The 24,218-nt window shown below is 39.7% G+C and carries 18 protein-coding genes; all 18 read right to left on the bottom strand.

Annotated features, from left to right (window positions below):
* Nucleotides 1-106: 106 nt before the first annotated feature.
* A complete protein-coding gene (locus LQ50_RS04185; RefSeq protein WP_034626444.1) occupies nt 107-1,408 on the bottom strand; it encodes an alpha-glucosidase/alpha-galactosidase in 1,302 nt (433 codons plus the stop codon).
* A gap of 45 nt (nt 1,409-1,453) precedes the next feature.
* Complete coding sequence (locus LQ50_RS04190) at nt 1,454-2,284, bottom strand: carbohydrate ABC transporter permease (RefSeq protein WP_034626445.1); 831 nt, start codon at nt 2,282-2,284, stop codon at nt 1,454-1,456.
* Nucleotides 2,284-3,129 carry a carbohydrate ABC transporter permease gene (locus tag LQ50_RS04195; RefSeq protein WP_373279167.1) on the bottom strand — a complete coding sequence of 282 codons (846 nt, stop codon included), beginning with the start codon at nt 3,127-3,129 and terminating at the stop codon, nt 2,284-2,286. Before LQ50_RS04195 ends, LQ50_RS04190 begins: the two co-directional genes overlap by 1 nt.
* Before the next feature lie 179 nt (nt 3,130-3,308).
* Nucleotides 3,309-4,562, bottom strand: coding sequence for an ABC transporter substrate-binding protein (locus LQ50_RS04200; RefSeq protein ID WP_034626447.1), 1,254 nt, complete (start codon nt 4,560-4,562; stop codon nt 3,309-3,311).
* Nucleotides 4,563-4,847: 285 nt separating this feature from the next.
* Nucleotides 4,848-5,879, bottom strand: a complete 1,032-nt coding sequence (locus tag LQ50_RS04205; RefSeq protein WP_034626448.1) for a LacI family DNA-binding transcriptional regulator — start codon at nt 5,877-5,879, stop codon at nt 4,848-4,850.
* Nucleotides 5,880-6,210: 331 nt separating this feature from the next.
* Nucleotides 6,211-7,113 (bottom strand): diacylglycerol kinase, encoded by a 903-nt coding sequence (locus LQ50_RS04210; protein ID WP_034626449.1) that lies wholly within the window; start codon nt 7,111-7,113, stop codon nt 6,211-6,213.
* 208 nt (nt 7,114-7,321) lie between these two features.
* Nucleotides 7,322-8,752, bottom strand: a complete 1,431-nt coding sequence (gatB, locus tag LQ50_RS04215; protein WP_034626450.1) for an Asp-tRNA(Asn)/Glu-tRNA(Gln) amidotransferase subunit GatB — start codon at nt 8,750-8,752, stop codon at nt 7,322-7,324.
* A 15-nt stretch (nt 8,753-8,767) separates the two neighbouring features.
* On the bottom strand, nt 8,768-10,225 hold the full coding sequence (gene gatA, locus LQ50_RS04220) for an Asp-tRNA(Asn)/Glu-tRNA(Gln) amidotransferase subunit GatA (RefSeq protein ID WP_034626451.1): 1,458 nt from the start codon (nt 10,223-10,225) through the stop codon (nt 8,768-8,770).
* Nucleotides 10,226-10,243: 18 nt separating this feature from the next.
* The gene (gene gatC / locus LQ50_RS04225; RefSeq protein ID WP_034626454.1) at nt 10,244-10,534 is read right to left on the bottom strand and encodes an Asp-tRNA(Asn)/Glu-tRNA(Gln) amidotransferase subunit GatC; all 291 of its coding nucleotides are present in this window, start codon (nt 10,532-10,534) and stop codon (nt 10,244-10,246) included.
* 154 nt (nt 10,535-10,688) lie between these two features.
* Nucleotides 10,689-12,197, bottom strand: a complete 1,509-nt coding sequence (gene putP / locus LQ50_RS04230; RefSeq protein ID WP_034626456.1) for a sodium/proline symporter PutP — start codon at nt 12,195-12,197, stop codon at nt 10,689-10,691.
* Nucleotides 12,198-12,648: 451 nt separating this feature from the next.
* The gene (locus LQ50_RS04235; RefSeq protein ID WP_034626458.1) at nt 12,649-13,611 is read right to left on the bottom strand and encodes an ABC transporter permease; all 963 of its coding nucleotides are present in this window, start codon (nt 13,609-13,611) and stop codon (nt 12,649-12,651) included.
* Nucleotides 13,612-14,670 (bottom strand): ABC transporter permease, encoded by a 1,059-nt coding sequence (locus LQ50_RS04240; RefSeq protein WP_237563640.1) that lies wholly within the window; start codon nt 14,668-14,670, stop codon nt 13,612-13,614.
* The gene (locus tag LQ50_RS04245) at nt 14,663-16,198 is read right to left on the bottom strand and encodes an ABC transporter ATP-binding protein (RefSeq protein WP_034626462.1); all 1,536 of its coding nucleotides are present in this window, start codon (nt 16,196-16,198) and stop codon (nt 14,663-14,665) included. Before LQ50_RS04245 ends, LQ50_RS04240 begins: the two co-directional genes overlap by 8 nt.
* 185 nt (nt 16,199-16,383) lie before the next feature.
* On the bottom strand, nt 16,384-17,505 hold the full coding sequence (locus tag LQ50_RS04250) for a BMP family lipoprotein (RefSeq protein ID WP_034626464.1): 1,122 nt from the start codon (nt 17,503-17,505) through the stop codon (nt 16,384-16,386).
* Nucleotides 17,506-17,953: 448 nt separating this feature from the next.
* A complete protein-coding gene (locus LQ50_RS04255) occupies nt 17,954-19,132 on the bottom strand; it encodes a CamS family sex pheromone protein (protein ID WP_034626466.1) in 1,179 nt (392 codons plus the stop codon).
* Between the two features lie 31 nt (nt 19,133-19,163).
* Nucleotides 19,164-21,173, bottom strand: a complete 2,010-nt coding sequence (gene ligA, locus LQ50_RS04260; protein WP_034626468.1) for an NAD-dependent DNA ligase LigA — start codon at nt 21,171-21,173, stop codon at nt 19,164-19,166.
* 65 nt (nt 21,174-21,238) lie between these two features.
* On the bottom strand, nt 21,239-23,437 hold the full coding sequence (gene pcrA / locus LQ50_RS04265) for a DNA helicase PcrA (protein WP_505669601.1): 2,199 nt from the start codon (nt 23,435-23,437) through the stop codon (nt 21,239-21,241).
* Between the two features lie 75 nt (nt 23,438-23,512).
* The gene (gene pcrB / locus LQ50_RS04270) at nt 23,513-24,208 is read right to left on the bottom strand and encodes a heptaprenylglyceryl phosphate synthase (protein ID WP_034626471.1); all 696 of its coding nucleotides are present in this window, start codon (nt 24,206-24,208) and stop codon (nt 23,513-23,515) included.
* Nucleotides 24,209-24,218 lie beyond the last annotated feature (10 nt).

The following is a 24,218-nucleotide window of genomic DNA, read 5'->3' on the forward strand; positions in this document are numbered from 1 at the left end:
ATTGTACCATAGACAAAGGATTACTCGAAATTCGGTGTTTCTTCACGCAAAAAAGCATCTCTTAACTCACTACAGCGAGCTTTGAGACACCTTTTTACTTAGAATATTAACGATATTTCGGTAACCAATCACCATGAGCTTCAATCAAGTCATCACACATAGCAATGATATCGTCCATCGACAATTCAGAGTTTGTATGTGGGTCTAGTAGAGCAGCTTGGTATATATGTTCTTTTTTCAATGTTGTAGCAGCTTCTATCGTAAGTAGCTGCGTATTTATATTTGTACGATTCAATGCTGCTAATTGTTCTGGAAGATCTCCAATATAGCAAGGCATGATTCCACTTCGATCAGCTACACATGGGACTTCGACACACGCATTTTCTGGTAAATTAGATATTAGACGTCCCGTATTTAATACATTTCCACCAAATTTAAATGGCACATTTGTCTCCATTGCCTCAATAATATACGATCCATATTCATGAGATCTCTCATGAATTAATTGTGTATTATTAACCATTTCTTCACGCATCTCTTCCCATGCTTTGATTTGGTTTACACAACGACGCGGATACTCATCAAGTGGAATATTAAAGCGGTCAATTAATTCTGGATAACGGTCCTTAATGAAATATGGATGGTATTCCGCATTATGCTCAGATGATTCAGTTACATAATGACCAAATTTATCCATTAATTCAAAGCGAACCATATCATCGTGTTTTGTTTTTTGCTTTTCTTTTGCACGCTTTTTAATCTCTGGATAAAGGTCTTTGCCGTCCTTTTTCACTTCTAACAGCCAAGCCATATGGTTAATTCCAGCAATTCTTTCTTCTATCCCTGTTGGATCCATATCAAGAGATTTAAATAAATCGTCCGTACAGATTTGAACACTATGGCACAAGCCGATTGTTTTTATATTGGTATGGCGCAACATTGCACCTGTTAAGGAAGACATAGGGTTCGTATAGTTCAAGAACCAAGCATCTGGACAAACTTCTTCCATATCTTTCGCAAAGTCGAATAAGACAGGAATGGTGCGCAAGCTGCGGAATAATCCTCCGATTCCAATTGTGTCAGCAATGGTTTGACGCAAACCATATTTCTTCGGAATTTCAAAATCGATCACCGTACTTGGCTCATATCCTCCAATCTGGACAGCATTAATCACATACTTCGCTCCTGTTAACGCTTCTTTCCGGTCTAGATAAGCCTTCACCTTAATAGATGGATTATATTTCCGAGCTAAGTTCAATAGCATTTGCTCCGAATCTTTTAATCTCGTTTCATCAATATCATGCAAAGCAAATTCAAATCCATTTAAAGCTGATACAAACATGCAATCTCCTAAAACATTTTTGGCAAATACCGTACTTCCAGCTCCGATAAACGTAATTTTAGACATGTGATGTCCTCCTCTATTAATAGTAGAATATTTTTTTTGGTTGTTTTAACCTTTTACTGACCCCGATGAAAGCCCTGCAATAAAGTATTTCTGTAAGATAAGAAATAACACGATCATTGGCAACGAAGCCATAAGTGCAGCAGCCGCTACTAAGTTAAGGTTATTTTGATTTTCACCAAAGAAACTAGCTAACGTTACGGTTAATGTGTGTACACTCTTATCTTGTAAGAAGAAAATAGCAAACTGGTAATCGTTCCATATGAATACACAAGATATAATTAAAACGGTTGCTGTTACTGGTTTTAATAATGGAAAGATAACTCTAAAAAAGATACCAAGCGTACTCGCTCCATCGATTTTTGCTGCTTCTTCTAACTCTTTCGGTATCGTCGAACGAATGAACCCTGCATAAAGAAAGATTGTTAATGGCAGATAAGCCGCTACATTATTAAATATCGCAATTTCATGTGTATTGACCATTCCCATATTAACGACGAGTTGATACAACGGTACTAGAGCAGTCAACGGAGGAATAACCATGATCGAGATAAAGATGTAATACACAACCTTGTTCAACCTCGTCTTAACCCGAGCTAACGGATATGCCGCCATTGATCCTACAAGAATTAGCAGAATAGCCGCGCCTGCTGTAATAATAATTGAGTTCATAAAAGCATTTGTTAAATTCGCACGCTCCCAAGCACGAGCGAAGTTCTCTAATGTGAAGTAATCAGGAAATAACCATCTCGAGCTAAAGTCGTTACTTACTTTTAAAGAAGTAGTAGCAAGTATGTAGAACGGGATGATGTGAATAATGCAAATGATAAATGCTACGATCGTTAGAATCGTTTTTTTAGATTTGCTCAACTTATTCATTATGCCTCTACCTCCTTACGCTTGAAGTAAATGAGAGCCACTAAGCTAATAATTAAAATTATTGTTGCCATTAATATCCCTTGAGTCGCTGCATATCCAGCGTCTTGTCTTCTAAAATAAAGAGAATACATAAACGTCGACATTGATTGTGAGGCATTACCAGGTCCTCCACCAGTCAATGAAATAATGACATCAAATAATTTTAATCCGCCTATTACATTCAAAACGACATTAATCGTAATGGCCGGCGCCAGTAATGGTAGCGTAATCTTTTTAAACTGAGCGAAAGCTGATGCCCCATCAATAACAGCCGCTTCATAATAGTCTTTCGATATACTTTGCAACCCTGCTAAATAGATAATCATCGCAATCCCAACGAACTGATATGTGTTAACTAGCACAATAATCCAAGGATTAAATGATGCATTTCCTAACGCGTTAATGGGCTCAAATCCTAGAAACATTAAAAGATCATTTAATGCTCCCCCTTGGTAAGCAAAGAAAAAGTACCAAATATACCCCATAATTAACGGGCTAATAATAACGGGTAAATACACAATCGTTCGCGTAAAAGCTTTTAATTTAATGCTTTGATTTAACAGCAAAGCATATAGCAGTCCGATTCCCGTTTGAAAAATGGTACTACCAATCCCGTATAGCAATGTATTTTTTACAACAAGCCAAGTAGTAGGGTCAGAAAACATCCTTTTATATTGCTCCAAGCCAACCCAGTTATATCCTTGCGAAAATCCATTCCAATCTGTAAACGTGATTTTTATTCCATTGAAAAATGGATAGATGATAAACAAGCTCACAAAACATAAGGCCGGAATATACATCCACATAAGCGAAGATTGTCTCCTCTGTTTCACTTTTGGAGCTTTCTTTGCAACCGTGACTTTCCTTTCCGCTACAGTTTGACTCATATTCTCAACTCCCTTTTTCCATCATTAGCCGAGGGTACCTTAGATTACTCGTTCTTTTGCAAGCAGGGATCGTGTTAGTACGTCCCTGCCCCCTATTCTTACTGATTTCTTAAACGAAGGTATTCAGATTCCATTTCAGCAGATACTTGTTCAACTGTTAAGGTATCTGCTAATAGCTCCTGACCAGTTGTCGCGTACACATCCCACATTCCACTTGGTAAGTACACACGATCGAAGTATGGTTGGATTTGAACATGAGCCCATTCGTCATAAAATTCAGTATAATAATTTTCTGTTTCAACATTTGTTATCCCAGCTGGTAATGATGATGCTTCCGCTAACTTTTTTGCATTGTCTGGTTGAGCTAGAAACTCAATAAATTGCTTAGCTTCATCCAGTTTTTCTGAATCTTTAAAGACTGCAAACGTGTTCCGCTCTCCCCCGATCCAACTTGGATCATCACCTTCCCAGTATGCTGGTACAGGAATCGTCCCTACTTGAATTTCTGGATTGAGTTCTGTTACCGCTGGTCCAAAAGCGCCTCCAGCAAAGGCAAATGCGATTTTATTTTGTGCCATTAACTCAATTCTCTGTGCTTCACTAGCCGTTAACACATCTGTATTTAGTAGACCTTGTTCTTGTAATCCTTTTAAGAATTCAGCAAGCGGCGTATAGTTTGACCAATCAAACGAACCATCTAATAAATCTTCTTCAAAATTATTATTCTCATCGGTTACTAAGAGTGGCGTAGATAATTGATCAAGTACTTGAGCGATCGTATATTGATTACTACCAGGAATCCAAAGTGGGGTTACTTCCCCATTACTTTCTTCTTTGACCGCTTCCATTGCATCACTCCACTCGTCAAACGTAGTTGGAGGTTCAATTCCATATTCATTTAATAAAGTTGCATTATACATAATTCCATCTTTCGCCTGATTAATTGGGAAAGCGTAGACTTTTCCCTCTTCATCTCTCAAGATCGGTGCCATGGCTTCGTCGAAATGCTCCACCCACTCCATTTCACTTAAGTCAGCTGTGTACTCACCATATCGATTGATAGCCCATCCATGAGTATCAAATAAATCTGGAAGGTCATTTGAAGCCATTCTGACACGGAGCTGATCCTCATATCCTGTACCTGGAAAATTCACATCAACTGAAATTCCTGTTTCTTCTGTAAAGGCAAGAGCAACTTCTTCAATCGCCTCTTTTTCAGCATCATCAGATACACCCGAGTAAAGCGACAAGGCATTACTAGAAATACTCGACCCAGTAGATTCTCCTCCACAAGCTGTCAAAACCATCGCACCCATCAAAATACCAGTGAACGTTCTAAATGCTTTTTTCATAATGATCCCCCTAGAATTTATTTGGTTGTTCTAAATCCAACTACGAGTTGCCTACTGTCCCCCAAAAACTCCAATTAAGCGCTTTCAATCTTATGTTTAAAAATAATAGGCAGAATTTGTGTCGCGCGTCCAATTTATTTACTAAATAATATTAATTTATTAAGTAAAATATTAACTTATACAAATGACTAATTCAATAGTTTTTTCAGAAATAATTAAAATTTCACACAAAAAAGAGCTCTTTTAGTAAAAAGCTCTAGTAATTTTACTTTTTCTAATTATATTTTAACTTCTTGCTAAGCTCGAGCTACTTTCACGCACAATTAATTTAGTCGGAATTTCGAGCTTGAAAGGAATTTCCCTACCTTCCAACCTATCCATTAGAAGCTTAACAGCGGCCTTTCCCATCTCCTCTGTATACACTTTTATCGTTGTTAGAGCAGGTTGAGTAAAGCTTGCCATCTCCACATCATTAAAACTCACAATACTAACATCATCCGGGACCTTCATCCCCAGTTCATGGCAAGCCCTCATGGCCCCTATTGCCATTGCATCACTAGCTATAAAAAAAGCACTTGGGAAATCCTCTTTCTCGCCCGCCTTTTTCATAGAACTGTATCCATCACTTATGAGGAACTGCCTAGAAATATACAAATGCTCCACGTTAAAGAGATCCCTTTTTTTCATTACCTCTTCATACGCCCTCTGTCGCGCATCCATAATTACATTATCACTTTGGTCTCTTTCTTGACCGCCAATGAATCCGATCTTAGTATGCCCTAAAGAAAAAAGATGTTCCAATGCGTTTTTAGTCGCTTTTTCGTGATCGATAATCACAGCATCAAACTGTTCGCTTTTAGAAACATAATTAATAAATACAATGTTACGATTAACCCTCTGACTTAATTTCTTTTCATCCTCTTCACTGATCATTCCTACTACAATGACTCCATCAAGATTATTCATCTGCACATCTGTCATCCCGCCTGAATAATGACTAATTTTCTTCACCAGTACACCTTTTTCTGAACATTCACTTTCTATCCCTTTACGGATTGATAAAAAGTACGTATCCTCCCACTCATACTCAGGTGAACAAAACATCACAATACCTATTTCCATTTCACTAACAACAGGTGAAACCTTATTCTCGCTATAACGCTTCCTAACAGGAACATATTTCAATTCTTTAGCAATCTCCATAATTCGATCTCTCGTTTCAGCTGTAACAGAGAGGTTTTTGTCATTGTTTAACACTCTCGAAACAGTCGCTGTAGAAACTTTCGCAATTTCAGCGATATCCTTTATCGTTGCCATCCTCCACTCCCTTTCTCCATAAGTAAAACCATAAGTAAATTTTTTAGTAATTATTTATTTGATTGTAGCATGACCTTGTTACCTAATACAATTATTCTTCATCTTAAATCGCGTCAAGCTTGTAGGTGTCTGCACATTCATCAAGTTTTCGATATTCCATTAGCGACCTTCCCGACTTTCTCTACCTCCATTAGGGTGTTCATACATCAGTTCTTCTCCTCTAATCCTACTAAACAGCTACGTAACACTACAAAAAGACGAAAATCGAAGTGATTTCCGTCTCTACTTTACCCTACCATATTAGGATCATGTCCTTCTTACATGAACTCCGTTACCTGCGCTGTTTCCGATCCTTTGGTGTGAGCATTTGAAAATGTTGATACATATTGACAAACTCAGCAGGAAGTACGCCTCCATATTCCCCATCTAAGTTCAGCTGCATATCACCTTTCACTTGTACTTTAATACGATTTGCATGAACATACATAACTTTCGGATGGTTGATATGCTCCCCGCGAAGGGCTAATGTTGCTAAGTGAAGAAATTCAGGAAAGGATAATTTTTTGACAATAATAAAATCAAACATTCCATCTTGCAAGGAAGCTTTAGGGGCTAACTTTTCAAATCCCCCTACTGAATTGGTGTTAGCGACAAGAAATAGCATGATTTCCCCTTCAAATAGCTTTCCGTCATATTCAATCTGAACCATTTTTGGAGAGACTTGCGGTAGCTTTTCTAGTCCTTTAATATAATAAGCCAATTGTCCAACAGCCGTTTTCATTTTACTTGGTACTTCATACGTCAATTCTGTTAATGAACCGCCTGCAGCAATATTGACAAAATAACGATCGTTTACGCGTCCAATATCGATTGGCTCAAAGTGTTCTCCACACAAAATATCGCATGCTTTTTCGATATCTCTTGGAATGCGTAGAGCACGCGCGAAGTCATTTGTTGTCCCTGCTGGAATAATTCCAAGGTTCGGTCTCTTTTCTAAAGCAGCTAGTCCATTTACTACTTCAAAAATGGTTCCGTCTCCACCTGCAGCGATGACTAAATCATATCCATTCTCTCCAGCTTTTTTTGCCGCTCTTGTTGCACAACCTTCTCCTGTTGTCGCATGAGCTGATGTTTCGTATCCTGTTTTTTCAAGCCGTTCTAAAATATAGGCTAAGCTTTTCCGTATTTGTTCACGTCCAGATGATGGATTATAAATAAGTCGAGCTCTTTTCATTGCAGATCCCCTACTTCTTTTATCTTAGTCATTTCCACTCTTTGTCAGGATTGACTGCTTGTATTGTACATTACTTCAAGCCTATTCAGCAAATTCTCAAACTTGCATTAAAAAATATGTAACACATAGAACGGAGGGTGCTAAAAAAGGCTTCACCCCTTTTTTAGCACCCTCTTATAGAACATTCGCGCTAATTGATTTAAACCTATTAACGCTTCTTTATTTCCTCTAATAATAACTTGTTTACCATTGGAGGATTCGCTTTTCCTTTTGAAGCTTTCATGATTTGCCCTACTAGGAAACCAATCGCTTTCTCTTTTCCATTTTTGAAGTCCTCGACTGATTGCGGATTGTTATCTAGGACTTCTGCTACCATCTTCAGAAGCTCACCTTCATCTGAAATTTGAACGAGTCCTTTTTCCTTAACAATTTGCTCAGGATCTCCACCAGATTCAATTAACTCTTTAAACACCTGCTTAGCAATCTTAGAAGAGATCGTTCCCTTCTCAATAAGTTGAATCATCTTCGCAAGTCCTGCTGGTGTAAGCGCAACGTCTTGCAATTCTTTTTGCTCCGCATTTAAGTACCCTGACACTTCTCCCATTAACCAGTTAGACGCTTGCTTGGCTCCTGCACCTTGACCAACCGTTTCCTCAAAGAAGTCAGCCATTTCTTTTGTTAAAGTCAGAACAGCTGCATCATAAGCTGGCAAACCTAATTCTTCTACATAACGCTTTTTACGAGCATCAGGTAGCTCAGGAATCTCAGCACGAACACGCGCCTTCCACTCCTCATCAATATACAAATCAACAAGGTCCGGCTCCGGGAAGTAACGGTAATCATCTGAACCTTCTTTAACGCGCATTAAAATGGTCTTGTTTGCTGCTTCATCGTAACGACGTGTTTCTTGATCAATCACACCACCTGAAAGAAGTACTTGCTCTTGACGCTTCTCTTCGTATTCAAGCCCTTTACGAACAAAGTTAAATGAGTTTAAGTTTTTCAACTCTGTTTTTGTTCCAAATTTCTCTTGGCCGACAGGACGCAAGGAGATATTTGCATCACAACGAAGCGATCCCTCTTCCATCTTACAATCCGATACGCCCGTATATTGAATGATCGCCTTAAGCTTCTCTAAATACGCGTATGCTTCTTCAGGTGTACGAATATCTGGTTCAGATACAATTTCAACTAAAGGTGTTCCTTGACGGTTATAGTCAACGAGTGAATAGCCACCGCCAGAGTGTGTTAATTTCCCTGCATCTTCCTCCATATGTATACGCGTAATCCCGATGCGTTTCTTCTTACCTTCTACTTCAATTTCAATCCAGCCATTTTCACCAATTGGTTTATCAAATTGAGAAATTTGATATGCTTTCGGATTATCAGGATAAAAGTAATTTTTTCGATCAAATTTGGTATCTGTTCTCACTTCACAGTTTAATGCCATCGCTGCCTTCATAGCAAAATCAACAGCTTGTTTATTTAAGACTGGCAAAACACCTGGATACCCAAGATCAATCACACTTGTATTCGCATTTGGCTCAGATCCGAAGTGGTTCGGACTAGCTGAGAAAATTTTCGATTCGGTCTTTAATTCTACGTGGACTTCAAGTCCAATAATGGTTTCGAAACTCATCGCTTGTCTTCCCCCTTACAACGTCGGTTTTTGCGTGTGATAGTCTGTTGCTTGCTCAAATGCATGAGCCACACGATAAACAGTGCTTTCATCAAAGTGTTTTCCAATAATCTGAAGTCCAAGCGGCAATCCATCTTTGAACCCACATGGAACAGATATTCCTGGAACTCCTGCCAGGTTTACAGGAATCGTTAAAATATCATTTGCATACATCGTTAACGGATCCTTTGTATTTTCACCAATCTTGAATGCTGGTGTTGGTGTTGTTGGCCCAATAATAACATCATAATTTTCAAACACTTTTTCAAAATCTTGTTTAATCAATGTACGTACTTGTTGGGCTTTTTTATAATAAGCATCATAATAACCAGAGCTTAATGCAAATGTTCCAAGCATGATACGACGTTTCACTTCAACTCCGAAACCTTCTGCACGTGTTTGCTTGTACATTTCGATGAGGTTCTCTGCATTATCGGTCCGATATCCGTAACGAACACCATCAAATCGAGCAAGGTTTGCCGATGCTTCTGACGAAGAAAGTAAATAATAGGTTGCAAGAGCATACTTCGAATGTGGAAGTGATACTTCTTCCCATGTCGCACCTTGCGTTTCAAGGACTTTTAATGCGTCTATTACAGACTGCTTCACTTCTTCGGCGACACCTTCTCCAAGGTACTCTTTTGGAACGGCAATCTTTAATCCTTTCACATCACCTGTTAATGCTGATAAAAAGTCAGGCACTTCGACATTTGCTGATGTAGAGTCCATTGGATCAAGTCCTGTAATCGATTGAAGAAGGTACGCATTATCTTCTACATTACGAGTAATTGGTCCAATCTGATCAAGTGACGATGCAAAGGCAACTAAGCCAAAGCGGGATACTCTTCCATATGTAGGTTTTAGACCAACAACGCCACAAAATGCGGCTGGCTGACGAATCGATCCACCTGTATCTGAGCCTAGTGAAAACGGCACCTCACCTGCTGCTACAGCTGCAGCTGAACCACCACTAGATCCACCAGGGACGGTTTCTAAGTTCCAAGGGTTCTTCGTTTCTTGGTAAGCTGAATTTTCCGTTGATGACCCCATTGCGAATTCATCCATATTTAACTTTCCAATTGTGATCGCTTGAGCATCTTGCAACTTTTGCACAACAGTTGCATCATAAATTGGGTCAAAATTCTCTAGGATGCGGCTTGAACAAGTCGTTCGAAGTCCCTTTGTTACGATATTATCCTTTACCCCAATTGGCATACCGAATAAAAGCCCACGCTCACTGCTTGTGCCAAGAGCCTCGTCTAGCTCACTGGCATAGGCACGTGCCTTTTCTTCATTTAGTGTGACAAACGCTTTAACCTTGCCATCGACTTGGGCAATACGTTTGTAAGATTCATCAACAAGGTCAGAGACTTTCACTTCTTTCTTTTGAATCATAGTGTGAAGCTCTGACATCTTATGGTCAAATAACGACATGAAGCTTGTCCTCCCCTATTACTCTATAATGGACGGCACACGAATTTGTCCGTCTTCATGATCTGGTGCATTTTTTAATACGTCTTCTACTGGCAATCCTTTTTGCGGCTTGTCTTCTCTAAGTACATTCTTCATATCAAGAACATGCGTTGTAGGTTCAACTCCTGTTGTATCGAGTTCATTTAACTGTTCTGCAAAGGTAATTATTGCATCAAGCTGTTCTGTAAACATTTTGGCTTCCTCTTCCGTAATAGCAAGCCTAGCTAAGTTCGCTACATGCTTCACTTGTTCTTCTTGAATTCGTGACATCATATTCACCCCCGAAAAAATTCGATCATTTTGACAATATGATTAATAATACCAAATAACCCTTCTATAGGCAACAAAGCCCAACACCGTAAACACTTATTCAATACGTAAAAAACCCTCACGTTAGATCTCTCTAAGCAAGGGTTTTTCACGATTATAATATACTTGTTTTAGATTGCTCAAATTCCTCTTCCATCTTGCTTGAAGGTTTCTCCCCAACAAAACTAAAGACCATTGCGGCAATCCACGCTAAAATAAAACCAGGGATAATCTCATATAGACCTAAAATCGGATACTGTTCGGCTGATAGACCAAACCACGTATCTAGCTCAGCCCATACGATTACCGTAAAACCACCAACAAGCATCCCAGCTAACGCTCCATTTCTCGTCATTCGTTTCCAGAACAACGCCAAGATTAGAACAGGTCCAAAGGCTGCCCCAAAACCAGCCCACGCATATCCAACTAAATCTAATACAGAGCTTTCAGGATGATAAGCTAGCGCAATAGCAACAAGAGCAATAACAACAACGCCAATTCTCCCTACCCAGACTAACTCCTTTTGGCTAGCTTCTTTACGAATAAATCCTTTATATACATCTTCAGCAAGAGCACTTGAAGAGACAAGAAGCTGTGAATCAATCGTACTCATGATCGCTGATAAGATCGCAGCTAATAAGAAACCAGCGACCCATGGATTAAAGAGAACTTGTGTAAACATTATAAACAGCGTTTCATGTGCGCCATCTGGCAACGCTTGGCCTCCTGGACCATTTGCTGAAAAATAAGCAATCCCTACAAATCCGGTAAAGATAGCTCCAAATAACGCGAGCACCATCCAAGTCATCCCAACAGCACGTGCCTTTGGAATTTCTTTAACTGATTTTACAGCCATAAAACGTGTCACGATATGCGGCTGGCCAAAATAACCTAATCCCCACGCAAGCAACGAAATGACACCAATAAACGTTGCCCCTTGGAACGCATCTAAATAGGCAGGATCAATTGCCCCAACTGCATTTACCGTTTCACTCCAGCCTCCCATTTCAGAAATGGCTACAAGTGGCACAATAATTAATGCAAGGAACATTAGAATACCTTGGAAAAAGTCCGTCCAACTTACCGCTAGAAAACCACCTAAGAATGTGTACGAAATAATAACGATCGCACCAATCCAAAGCGCCTGCGTGTACGTCATTCCAAATGATGCTTCAAAAAGAAGAGCACCACCAACAAGTCCTGATGAAGTATAAAAAGCAAAGAACACTAATATCACGAGTGCAGAAATAATCCGTAATACCTTCGACTTATCATGAAACCGATTCTCCAAAAAGTCTGGCAGTGTAATCGAATCATTTGCTACTTTTGTATACTTACGAAGACGAGCTGCAACAAACTGCCAATTTAAATACGCACCAATTGCTAATCCTACAGCAATCCAAATCTCACCCATACCACCAATGTACATAGCTCCAGGCAATCCAAGTAATAACCAACTACTCATATCCGAAGCACCTGCACTTAATGCGGCAACACTTCCTCCTAATCGCCTTCCACCTAGTACATAGTCTGATAAATTACTTGTTAGCCGATAGGCTGCTATCCCAATGACGAGCATCCCTACTAAATAGATAATAAATGTTATAATCGTGGCTAATTCCAAGTTTACTCACTCCTTCTTATAAATAACGACACAACTGATAAAATAATTAATAATGGCATAGGAATATATAGCAACAGCCACGTTGCTGTCGATAAACCATATTCCATCCTTCCACCTCCTTTTTCATAGTATATGCAAGTACTATGCAAGTACATGTTCTTACATGCCTTAAACAAACGTTTGTTTATTATTTCGGACACGCTATTTACCATAACACGAAATTAAATTCAGAACATTCATTCATAAATAACTTTCTTATTTTATTGAATAATTATTCATACATTCGTAAGTTGTAACCGATTTTTTTAGTATATAGTAAAAAAATATACACATCTTCTAATCTTCATTAATTTCTTTATCACTTTAAAATACCAAAATAAATACATAAAAAAAAAGCCTTTAAAGTTAAATTTTAACTTTAAAGACTTTTATTTCTTACGTATTTTTTCTATTATCTAGATCCTTTAACATATGGTTTTCCAACTGCTTTTGGTGCATCTGCACGTCCAACAAAACCAGCTAATGCTAAAATGGTCAATACGTATGGTGCGATTAATAAGAAGACAGATGGAATATTAGCTAATCCCGGTATCTGTGCCCCTGTTATACTTAACGCTTGCGCTAATCCGAAGAATAGAGCTGCTCCCATTACACCAAGCGGATTCCATTTTCCGAAAATCAATGCAGCTAATGCCATAAACCCTTGCCCTACAATGGTTGTTCCAGAGAAGTTTCCTGCTACAGTTACAGCGAAAATGGCTCCCCCTAAGCCAGCAAAGGCACCACTTAGCATAACTCCGATGTATCTCATTTTGTTTACATTAATCCCCATCGTGTCAGCTGCCATCGGATGCTCTCCGACTGATCTAAGACGCAATCCAAATGGCGTGTAGTAAACGACAAAGTAAACAACTACAACCAAGGCTAATGCAATATAGGAAGTAATATAAGCATTGGCAAAAAACAATGGACCAATAATTGGAATATCACTTAATACTGGGACATCGAAACGGTAGATCCGATTGCGAATCGCGTCCGTTTGGCCTTTGTTATACATCAATCTCACTAGAAAAACAGTCAACCCGACAGCTAAAAAGTTTAACGCAACACCACTGACAATTTGATCAGCTCGAAAAGTTATCGAGGCAACCGCATGAAATAATGAGAAGATCGCTCCTACTAATACGGCAGCTAGTAAAGCAATCCATGTAGAAGCGGGACCTACTCCCATCCCTTCAAGGGTTAATGTCATAACGATACCTGTAAAGGCACCTACGACCATTAATCCTTCAAGACCAATATTAACAACCCCTGCCCGCTCACTAAATAATCCGCCTAATCCTGTCAAGATAAGAGGAGCTGCGGCATAAATAGCTGCTGGAATAACAAGTGCTAAAACCTGCATTAGATCCATTTAGATCCCCTCCTTCTTAATTCGGTTCATGATCCAGCGAATCAGATAGCTTGATGCGACAAAGAAAATGATTAACGCAATGACAATATCAACTAACTCAGTTGGCACTCCTGCTCTTGATTGCATTGTAATCGCTCCGACCTGCAATCCACCGAATAAGAATGAGGCAAGCATAACGCCAATTGCCGTATTTGCACCTAATAATGCCACAGCAATTCCATCAAACCCAACACCGGAAAATCCTGAAAGAATGCTCATGTAGCCATATGTACCTAAGCCCTCCATCGCTCCAGCAACACCTGCAAATCCTCCAGAAATAACCATAGACAGAACAATATTTCTCTGGACATTCATCCCTGCATACATGGAAGCATGCTGGTTAAAGCCAACTGCACGAAGCTCATATCCTTTTGAGGTTCTCCAAAGAATAAACCACATAACTAAGCAACCAAGTAACGCAACGATAAATCCATAATGCAATCTTGAATAATCTGTTATTGACTGTAAAAATGGAGAGGCAAGTGACGCTGATGGAGAAATCGACTCCGTACGCTCCCCTGGTACTAATAAATACGCTCGAATCAAGTAATTAACAGTATACAAAGCAATATAGTTCATCATGATGGTAACTATAACTTCATGAACTTGGAAACGAGCTTTCAAAAAACCTGGAATGAATCCCCACATAGCTCCAGCCAATGCCCCAGCTAGTATGGCTAATGGTAGGTGAATAATCGTAGGTAAATCAAAGATGATTCCGACATAGACAGAAGCAAGCCATCCAACAATCACTTGCCCTTCTACTCCAATATTAAAGAGACCTGTCCGAAAAGCAAACGCAACAGCAAGACCCGCTAAAATTAATGGAGTCATGGATCGAATCGTCTCCCCAATGTAATAAGACTCACTAAAGATTCCGCTTAGTAGTGCAGAATAACCTAGTACCGGATTATATCCACTTACAAGCATAACAACAGCGCCAATTAGGATTCCTAGAGCTACTGCGATTAAAGGAACGGCCAATGATACCAATCGTCCTTTAGGAAACAATTTATTCACCATGTGGCTCACCTTCTTTCTCTTTCTTCCCGCCAGCCATAAGCAAACCGAGCTCACGTTCATTTGTCTGATCTGCATCAACAATGGCTACGATTTCCCCTTCATACATAACAGCAATGCGATCACTCACGTTTAAAATTTCATCTAATTCAAGTGACATTAATAGGACTGCACGACCTTTATCACGTTCGACAACAAGACGACGATGAATAGATTCTATCGCTCCAACATCCAACCCTCGAGTTGGTTGAGCCGCAATCAAAAAGTCAGGTGAACGGTCCACTTCACGAGCAATAATAGCCTTTTGTTGGTTTCCTCCGGATAATGCTCTTGCTGGTGTATATTCACTAGGCGTTCTCACATCAAAATCTTCTATTAGGTTCCTTGCTTTTTGATAAATTTCAGGATAACTTAAGACACCATTTTTTGAATAAGGTTTTTGATAATACGTTTGTAACACAATGTTTTCACCGATTGTAAAATCAAGAACTAGTCCGTGTTTGTGACGATCTTCAGGGATATGGCCAATACCAGCTTCCGTTACTCTTCTTGGCTTCATATTTGTTATTTCTTTTCCATTTAACAAGATCGATCCAGACTCCGCTTTTTTCAACCCAGTAATGGCCTCAATCAGTTCAGATTGTCCATTTCCTTCAATTCCAGCAAGCCCAAGAATCTCTCCTGCTTTCATATCCAAATTCAATTTGTTTACAGCATTGACACCACGAGGATCCTTTACAACAAGATCCTTAACGCTTACAACAACCTCTTTTGGCTGAGCAGGTTCCTTTTCTACACCAAAGTTAACTTCTCTTCCTACCATCATCGCAGCAAGCTTATCAGGATTCGTCTCACTAACTTCAACAGTCCCAATGCCCTTACCTCGTCTGATGACTGTACAGCGGTCACAAACAGCCATAATCTCTTTTAGCTTGTGCGTAATCAAAATAATCGACTTACCTTCTGAAACTAATTTCTTCATAATTCCAATGAGCTCTTGAATCTCTTGCGGCGTTAAAACAGCTGTCGGTTCATCAAAAATCAATATGTCGGCACCACGATAAAGCGTTTTTAGAATCTCTACTCTTTGCTGCATTCCAACTGAAATGTTTTCGATCTTTGCATGTGGATCAACACGTAACCCGTATTGATTCGAAATTTTCTCTACTTCTTTTGCGGCCTTTTTAATATTAATTTTTCCGCCTTTTTTCGGTTCATTTCCTAAAATAATATTCTCTGTTACGGTAAACTTCTCAACTAGCATAAAATGCTGATGAACCATTCCGATCCCAAGTCTGTTTGCAACGTTAGGATCCGTGATCTTCATTTTTTCACCGCGTACAACGATTTCGCCCTTTTCAGGCTGATACAATCCAAAAAGGACATTCATCAATGTTGATTTCCCCGCTCCATTTTCCCCTAAAAGAGCATGAATTTCGCCCTTTTTTACTTGAAGCGTAATATTATCATTGGCCACAATTCCAGGAAACTCTTTACGGATGTTATTCATCTCGATAACGTAACTCACTTGTAACCACTCCTTACTTTTATGTACTTACATAACGCATAACGGTCTAATGCAGCCTTTTCTACACACAAAAAGAGGCAATGAAGGATTGGGCAAACAGCAATCCTTCATTGTCCCTTCTGCCTTTTGTATCTATCTTACTGAATACAAAAGGCTAGTAAACACTAGCCTTTTGCTTTTTTTCATTAAAGGGATGAAAGATACTCTTCATATTCCTCATCAGTTTGAGGTACTGAAATGTCTCCAGCTTGAATCTGATTTAAGAAATCAACTACAGCTTCTAGTGCTTCTTCAGACATATTATCCGTTGTTGGAGCAATACCTACAGCTTCATCCTCAAGGCCATATTCAAGGATCTCTCCACCTGGGAAGTCCCCAGCCATTGTACGTTCAGATACTAAATATACCGCTCTATCTACACGCTTGACCATAGACGTTAATGTAACAGATTGGCCATCATCGCCATACTCGCCCTCTTCATGCTGGTCACGGTCTACACCAATAACCCAAACAGACTCACCGTTACGAGCACGGTTGATTGCTTCCGTAAAGACTCCATTACCTGTACCACCAGCTGCTTGATAAATAATATCTACGCCTTGGCTGTACATCGTGTTTGCAATTTGTGCTCCGCGTTGCTCATCATTGAAGCTTTCTGCATATTGAACTTCAATTTCAGCATCTGGATTTACTGCTTTCACACCAGCTTTGAAGCCATTTTCAAACTTTTTGATGAGAGCACCTTCTACTCCACCGATAAATCCAACTTTATTTCCTTCTGTTTGTAGACCAGCTGCCACCCCTACAAGGAATGATCCTTCATGCTCACTAAACGTCACATTTGCAATATTAGGGATCGTTTGCCCTTCTGCATCTGTAACAACAGAGTCAACGATGGCTAACTGAGCATCTTCAGCTTGCTCTGCGATGGTACGGATTGCATCTTCCATTAAGAATCCAATACCCCAAGCAAGATCAACATCTTCACGTACTAAATTACGAAGATTTGGTTCAAAGTCTGCCATATCACCTGATTGTAAATAACGGTAACCAGTACCTTCTTCTAATCCCATATCTTGACCGAATTCAGTAAGCCCTTCCCAAGCAGATTGGTTAAAGGATTTGTCATCAATTCCACCAACATCCGTAACCATTGCTACTGTAAAGTCTTCAGCTTCTACCGCTTCTCCTGGCTCATCAGCCGGAGCACCATCTCCTGTTTCAGCTTGATCATCAGCTGCTCCACACGCCGATAGTGCTACAACTGCCGCAGCCGTTACTGTTAAACTACGTAACCACTTTTTCATGTAATAATCCCCCTTTTTTCTATTTCGTGCGAACGCCTTCATTTGGTACGGACACACCTGCCTAACTAATATAGACAACAAGTTCTTTGCATAGGTTTTCACGAAGCTTAAGTTCTATTCCTATTTTGCTAAAATCTGATCGTCTAATCAGTAATCCATGTTGTTATGTATAAAGTCCATCAAAAATAAGGCATTCATTTTGTCAGACATCTGACATCTTACAAGTTATCGAACGAAATAAATATATCATGTACGTTACAATTAATAAATAGTTTTTTCAAGTAAAATCCTCTATCATTCGACATTTTTTTTACTTCGAAATGAAACCTTCCCCCTATTCTATACAAGCAGACCAGACTCAATTATAATAATATCTTTCGCAATAAAAAAGGACGATCCCCAATCTCTTCAAATGAAAAGATTTTAGGAAAGTCCCTTTACCTATTGCTTAATCAAACACATGTATAAATGGTTCATCATTTGGATTTTGAACAACGATACTTTCTGTGTTACCTGAGACAGATGTAATCGTTACACTCACTTTATAGTTCCCCTGAAATCTTTGCTGAATTTGACTTGCTACGTATTGAGACAATGCTACGATCTCTGCTTTCCCTTGAAATCTAAGGGGGATCTCAATTTGTAATTCTTGAATTTGATTATCTACATAACGAGCCTTTCCAACGACCCCAATAAACGTATCAAAAAATGATTGTACATCATCTTTAAAGCGCTGAAATTGGTCCGCTTCATTCCGTGCTTCTTGATTTGCTTCACTTGATGGGAACAAGTAATAGCGTTCATTAATACGTTGCCATCTATCAAGGTCACTTCTTGGTTCTGCTTTAGACCTTGCTATGAAATGACCCGGAATAACAGACTCGCGTGGCTGTTCCCTAAAAAGTGCAAACACAATCGGAACATCTTGAAAAGCTCCCTCTTCCATCGCATCCGAACGAAGTCTAGCGAGAATTTCATTAGCAATCTCTTGACCTTCACGTTCAATCACATCGTCTGGAATCGGCAATTCATAAAAATTATAACGCCCTTGGTCATCCTCCACTCGGAAGTTGTATACACTATTCATCGAAAGTCCAATGACAATCCCTCCAAGATTCAATTGACCATTTTCACTTTCCACAAGATAGTTATGTTCGAGAATATGTGATAAATAACGGGGTTGGTTTTCTTCTCGCTCTTTCATCGTTCCCCCTTCTCCAAGTGCTGGGTTTAACCCTTGTGGATTATCTTCCTCGTCATACCTCATAAGCCAACTATTTAACGTATTCCTTTTTATGAACTGACCTTCTCTAAAGAAAAAGTTCTCTTGATCAAAATATTCTTGAGCAATTCGCGTTAAGCCAATTTCAAGCTGGCCTAAATCAAGTCTATTGTATACAACGGAGTTTCCAAAGCCTCGTGATTCCCCGTGCTTATAGGCTCCGTCATATAGTACACTTTGATAATAGTTATCTGGAGTAATAATTTGCGGTACTACTTCTACTACTTGTTCATCTTGATTCTCATCGGTTTCCTCTAAGATCTGATCCTCTTCTTCAGGAGTGATTGGAAAACACCCTGCCAAAAGCACAAGGAGTACACATGACATTCCCCACTTCTTAAGCATAACAATCTCCCTCCTCTCTCTTTTTAACCACTTACTGATTGAATACGTGAATGAGCTTCTGTTCATCCCAAATCTCAATCTTTAATTCTTCTGCTTTTGTGCGTTTGGACCCAGCATCTTCTCCAGCAATGACAAGGTCAGTTTTTTTACTAACACTTCCTGTTACTTTTCCTCCGAGTGCTTCAATCTTTTCTTTTGCCTCTCCTCGTGTGAGCTGCTCAAGCTTTCCTGTTAAAACAACAGTTTTTCCTGCAAAAGGACTGTCAGAAACATCGGACTCAGCTGGAGCTTTAGGACCTTTATAAGCCATATTTACACCCAATGATTCTAACTCTTTAATTAGCTCTAGCACTTTTTCTGTGGAAAAATAACGACGAACAGATGCAGCCATCTTTTCACCAATTTCATTAACAGCTACTAACTCTTCTTCTGTCGCCTCTACAATCTTATGGATCGTTTCAAACTCCATCGCTAACGTCTTTGCCGCTTTTGCTCCGACAAACCGGATGCCTAAACCAAACAAAAGTCTCTCAAGTGAATTATCCTTTGTTTTCTCAATGGCTTCAAGTAAATTATCAACGGACTTTTCACCCATTCTTTCTAGTTGTAACAGTTCATCTCGATTTAATTTATAAATATCAGCGACATCAGAAACAAGGTCATGCAAAAACAACTGACTAATAACCTTTTCCCCTAAGCCATCAATGTTCATTGCATTTCTAGAAACAAAGTGAATTAAACCTTCCCGAATTTGAGCTGGGCATTGCGGATTAATACAACGTAGTGCCACTTCCCCTTCCAATCTAACGAGTTCACTTTCGCAAGCAGGGCAATGGGTTGGCATATGGAAATCACGTTCACTTCCATCTCGTAATTCTGCTAACACATTTACCACTTCTGGGATAATGTCTCCTGCTTTCTTAATAACAACAGAATCTCCTAGCTTCAAATCCTTTTCTCGAATTAAGTCTTCATTATGAAGAGACGCTCGTTTTACCGTCGTACCAGCCACAGTAACAGGTGTTAAAAGAGCAGTTGGAGTCACCACTCCGGTTCGTCCGATGCTTAATTCAATATCTTCTAACTTTGTGACAACTTCTTCAGCTGGGAACTTGAAAGCTGTTGCCCACCTTGGACTTTTCGCTGTGAAGCCTAATTCTTTTTGTTGATCAAGACGGTCCACTTTTATGACGATTCCATCAATGTCATATGGAAGTGTGGCTCTTTTTTCAACCCATTCTTCTGTATAGGTAATGACCTCTTCTATATTATCACAATGCTTGCTCTCTTGATTAACGCGAAAGCCAAGCTCTTGTAAATACGTAAGCCCTTTACTATGAGATTCGATTTCACGCCCCTCTACATGACCAATGGCATAGACGAATATGGATAAGTTCCGTTTAGCAGCAAGTTTGGGGTTCAATTGCCTGAGGGAACCAGCAGCAGCATTACGTGGGTTGGCAAACTTCTCTTCCCCTGCTTGTGCTTTTAGCTCATTTAGCGCTTCAAACGATCCTTTTGGCATATACGCCTCGCCTCGTACTTCAATCGTTACAGGTTCACTTAGGCGAAGTGGAATAGCTGGGATCGTCTTAAGGTTCGCTGTTATATCCTCCCCGACTTGCCCATCTCCACGCGTAGCTCCACGAACAAACTTCCCATTCTCATATGTTAGCGATACAGCCAAGCCATCTATTTTAAGTTCGCAACTATAAGAAATGTCATCGCCAACCAATTGTTTCACCCGCCGATCAAAATCGCGTAAATCGCTATCTGAAAAGGCATTACCTAAGCTTAGCATCGGGATGCGATGTTCGACCTTTTCAAAGAATGGCAACGTCTTTCCACCTACACGCACCGATGGAGAATGCTCACTAAAAAATTCAGGATGTTCCTCCTCAAGCCGCAAAAGTTCTTGCAAGAGAGTATCGTACTCTGCATCAGATACTAATGGCTTATCAAGTACATAATAATGATGGCCATATTTTTCTAACATGGTTCTGAGTTCTTCAATTCGTTTCTCAGCTTTTAATCGCTCCATTGCTTTCGTCCTTTCTTTCACAATCAAAAGTGACTGAAAGAGTACTCAGTCACTTTTGAACAAAATTACTGTTTTGTAATTGGGGCAAACTTGGCAAATAACCGCTTGACACCTGTTGGATTCGGAAACGCAATGTCTAACTCAAGAGATTCGCCTTCTCCTTTTAGACTTACAACCGTTCCAACTCCCCATTTCTTATGTGCCGCTTTATCACCAACACTCCACGAAAAGCTTTCTCCACCTGTTTGCACCGTTCTTGGTCTGTCGATCGTTCTTGAACGTTGAGCTGGGCTCTTGCGTGATGTTTTCATCCAATCTGGAGCTTGCTTTTCCTCAGTTAACGACTCTAAGCACTCCTGTGGAATTTCAGCAATAAAACGAGAAGGTGGATTTGAATTTGTCCGACCGTATAATGTCCTGAGCCTTGCATTTGTTAAATATAACTGCTTCTCAGCCCGTGTAATCCCAACGTAAGCAAGCCTTCTCTCTTCTTGCATTTCCTCTTCCTCAAATAACGAACGACTATGTGGAAAAATTCCTTCCTCCATTCCAATTAAGAACACAAGAGGAAACTCAAGTCCTTTCGCCGAGTGAAGCGTCATTAACGTAATTGCGTCTTTTGGCTTGCCTTCATTCTCATCGTCCAATTTATCAATATCAGCTACTAATGCAAGATCTGTTAAAAAGGCAACGAGTGAGCGATCTTCATTTTGCTTTTCAAATTCATTCGTTACTGTGATAAATTCATCGATATTCTCCAATCGGCTTTGCGCTTCGATTGAATTCTCATTTTTCAACATTTCACGATAGCCTGTCCGCTCTAGTAACTCTTCCACTAATTCTGTAACAGATAAATACTCTTGCATTTGTATCCAATGTCCAAGTTGGTCTGAGAAATCTCGTAATTTTGTAAGAGTCCGGCCAGTTAATCCCGTTTGTTCTACTTCCTGAAGAGCTGCAAACATTGAGATTCCTTGCTCAATCGCAAAAGCACCAATCTTATCTACCGTTGTCGCACCAATTCCACGTTTAGGGACATTGATAATTCTTTGTAAACTAATATCGTCATCAGGGTTCGCTATTAAACGTAAATAAGCCAAAACGTCTTTAATCTCTTTACGATCATAGAACTTTGTCCCGCCAACAATGTTATAGTCAATATTAGACTTCACAAAAAATTCCTCAATTACACGTGATTGAGCATTCGTACGGTATAAAATCGCAATGTCGGAATACGAGTAGTTATCCTTTTGCATCGCTTCTCTAATTCGCTCTACAACAAATTGAGCTTCTGACTGCTCCGTATCAGCTGCAAAATAACCAATCCCACAACCAGCATCATTTTCCGTCCATAAATTTTTCTTCTTACGATTAGGGTTATTTTCAATCACACGGTTTGCTGCTTGCAAAATGGTTTTCGTTGAGCGATAGTTTTGTTCGAGTAAGATGACTTTAGCATTGGGGTAATCTTCTTCAAATGAGAGGATATTTGAAATATCAGCCCCACGCCATCTGTAGATCGATTGATCCGAATCACCAACAACACAGAGGTTCTTAAATCGTTCAGCAATCATATTTACTAGCATATATTGAGCCCGATTGGTGTCCTGATACTCGTCGACAAGAATGTACTGAAATTTACGCTGGTAGAATTCCAACACCTCTGGAACCAGTTTAAATAACTCAATCGTCTTCATAATTAGGTCATCAAAGTCTAGTGCGTGGTTCTTTTTTAATTGCTTTTGGTATTCTACATACACATCAGCTACCGTTTCCTCATAAGGTCCAGTTGCTGTTTTGGCAAAGTGATCAGGCTTTTTTAGTTCATTTTTTGCACTACTTATCGTCCCAAGAATACTTCGTGCTTCAAATTTCTTCGGATCGATGTTTTTATTCTTTAATATTTGCTTAATAACTGTTAATTGATCCCCAGAGTCTAGGATCGTAAAGTTACGGTTATATCCAATTCTGTCAATGTCTCTACGCAACACACGTACACACATGGAGTGGAACGTCGAAATCCAAATATCTTCAGCGACCGGTCCAACTAGTCCTGCCACACGGTCTTTCATTTCACGAGCTGCTTTATTTGTAAACGTAATCGCAAGGACACTCCAAGGGGCTATTTCTTTTTCTCTTAATAAGTAAGCAATACGATGTGTAAGTACTCGCGTCTTTCCACTTCCAGCACCAGCCATTAACAATAGCGGTCCTTCTGTATGAGTAACCGCTTGTCTTTGCTCAGGGTTTAATCCTGCTAACATTTTTTCTATAATTTTTGCTTGCACACCCTCACCACCAAACATTTGTTCTTATTCTATTTTACTTCGGTTTCAGCTTTATTTCAACGCTTCTTTTACTGCATGAACCGTTTTTAAAGCTGCTTGTAAGTCATCATAAATGATATTTCCAACGATCACCGTATCGGCGTATTGCGCCATTTCCCTTGCCTGCTCTACTGAGTGAATTCCGCCACCGTAAAACAACTTCGTTTCATCTAGAACAGCAGAAACAGCTTTTACAATATCAACATCGCCATAGGTTCCACTATATTCTACATAAAAGATCGGAAAGTGGTAAATTTTCTCCGCCATTCGCGCATAGGCCACGACATCTTCATATGAAAGGTTCGTTTTCGCTTCCGTCAACTTAGCCGCCTTCGCCTCAGGGTTTAGAATACAATAGCCCTCAACAACAATTTCATCCCAATTCATAATCGCGCCGTATTCTTTGATTGCCTCATGGTGATAGCCGGATATCCACTTTACATTCCCACTATTTAATACAGTCGGAATAAAAAAATAATCAAATCCAGGAGTAATTGCCTCTATATTTGATACCTCTAGTGCACATGACACCGTATAGCGCCTGACTCTAGCAAGGAGCTGCAATGTATTATCAAGCGTCACTCCATCCGTCCCTCCGATAATTAGTCCATCCGTTCCAGATTCACAAATGGCCTCTAACGCTTCATCTGAAATATCTTTGTTTGGATCGAGCTTAAATACATGTCGCCACTCTTTGTACTCTAGCATCATTATCACT

The sequence above is a fragment of the Halalkalibacter okhensis genome, from assembly GCF_000787375.1.
Lineage (GTDB): Bacteria > Bacillota > Bacilli > Bacillales > Bacillaceae_D > Halalkalibacter > Halalkalibacter okhensis.

What these genes read in the sequence shown, in the direction of transcription:
- LQ50_RS04185 (WP_034626444.1), bottom strand. Translation starts at nt 1,408, where the DNA reads ATGTCTAAAATTACGTTTATCGGAGCTGGAAGTACGGTATTTGCCAAA.
- LQ50_RS04190 (WP_034626445.1), bottom strand. Translation starts at nt 2,284, where the DNA reads ATGAATAAGTTGAGCAAATCTAAAAAAACGATTCTAACGATCGTAGCA.
- LQ50_RS04195 (WP_373279167.1), bottom strand. Translation starts at nt 3,129, where the DNA reads ATGTGGATGTATATTCCGGCCTTATGTTTTGTGAGCTTGTTTATCATC.
- LQ50_RS04200 (WP_034626447.1), bottom strand. Translation starts at nt 4,562, where the DNA reads ATGAAAAAAGCATTTAGAACGTTCACTGGTATTTTGATGGGTGCGATG.
- LQ50_RS04205 (WP_034626448.1), bottom strand. Translation starts at nt 5,879, where the DNA reads ATGGCAACGATAAAGGATATCGCTGAAATTGCGAAAGTTTCTACAGCG.
- LQ50_RS04210 (WP_034626449.1), bottom strand. Translation starts at nt 7,113, where the DNA reads ATGAAAAGAGCTCGACTTATTTATAATCCATCATCTGGACGTGAACAA.
- gatB (WP_034626450.1), bottom strand. Translation starts at nt 8,752, where the DNA reads ATGAGTTTCGAAACCATTATTGGACTTGAAGTCCACGTAGAATTAAAG.
- gatA (WP_034626451.1), bottom strand. Translation starts at nt 10,225, where the DNA reads ATGTCGTTATTTGACCATAAGATGTCAGAGCTTCACACTATGATTCAA.
- gatC (WP_034626454.1), bottom strand. Translation starts at nt 10,534, where the DNA reads ATGTCACGAATTCAAGAAGAACAAGTGAAGCATGTAGCGAACTTAGCT.
- LQ50_RS04235 (WP_034626458.1), bottom strand. Translation starts at nt 13,611, where the DNA reads ATGGATCTAATGCAGGTTTTAGCACTTGTTATTCCAGCAGCTATTTAT.
- LQ50_RS04250 (WP_034626464.1), bottom strand. Translation starts at nt 17,505, where the DNA reads ATGAAAAAGTGGTTACGTAGTTTAACAGTAACGGCTGCGGCAGTTGTA.
- LQ50_RS04255 (WP_034626466.1), bottom strand. Translation starts at nt 19,132, where the DNA reads ATGCTTAAGAAGTGGGGAATGTCATGTGTACTCCTTGTGCTTTTGGCA.
- ligA (WP_034626468.1), bottom strand. Translation starts at nt 21,173, where the DNA reads ATGGAGCGATTAAAAGCTGAGAAACGAATTGAAGAACTCAGAACCATG.
- pcrA (WP_505669601.1), bottom strand. Translation starts at nt 23,437, where the DNA reads ATGTTAGCAGGATTAAACCCTGAGCAAAGACAAGCGGTTACTCATACA.
- pcrB (WP_034626471.1), bottom strand. Translation starts at nt 24,208, where the DNA reads ATGCTAGAGTACAAAGAGTGGCGACATGTATTTAAGCTCGATCCAAAC.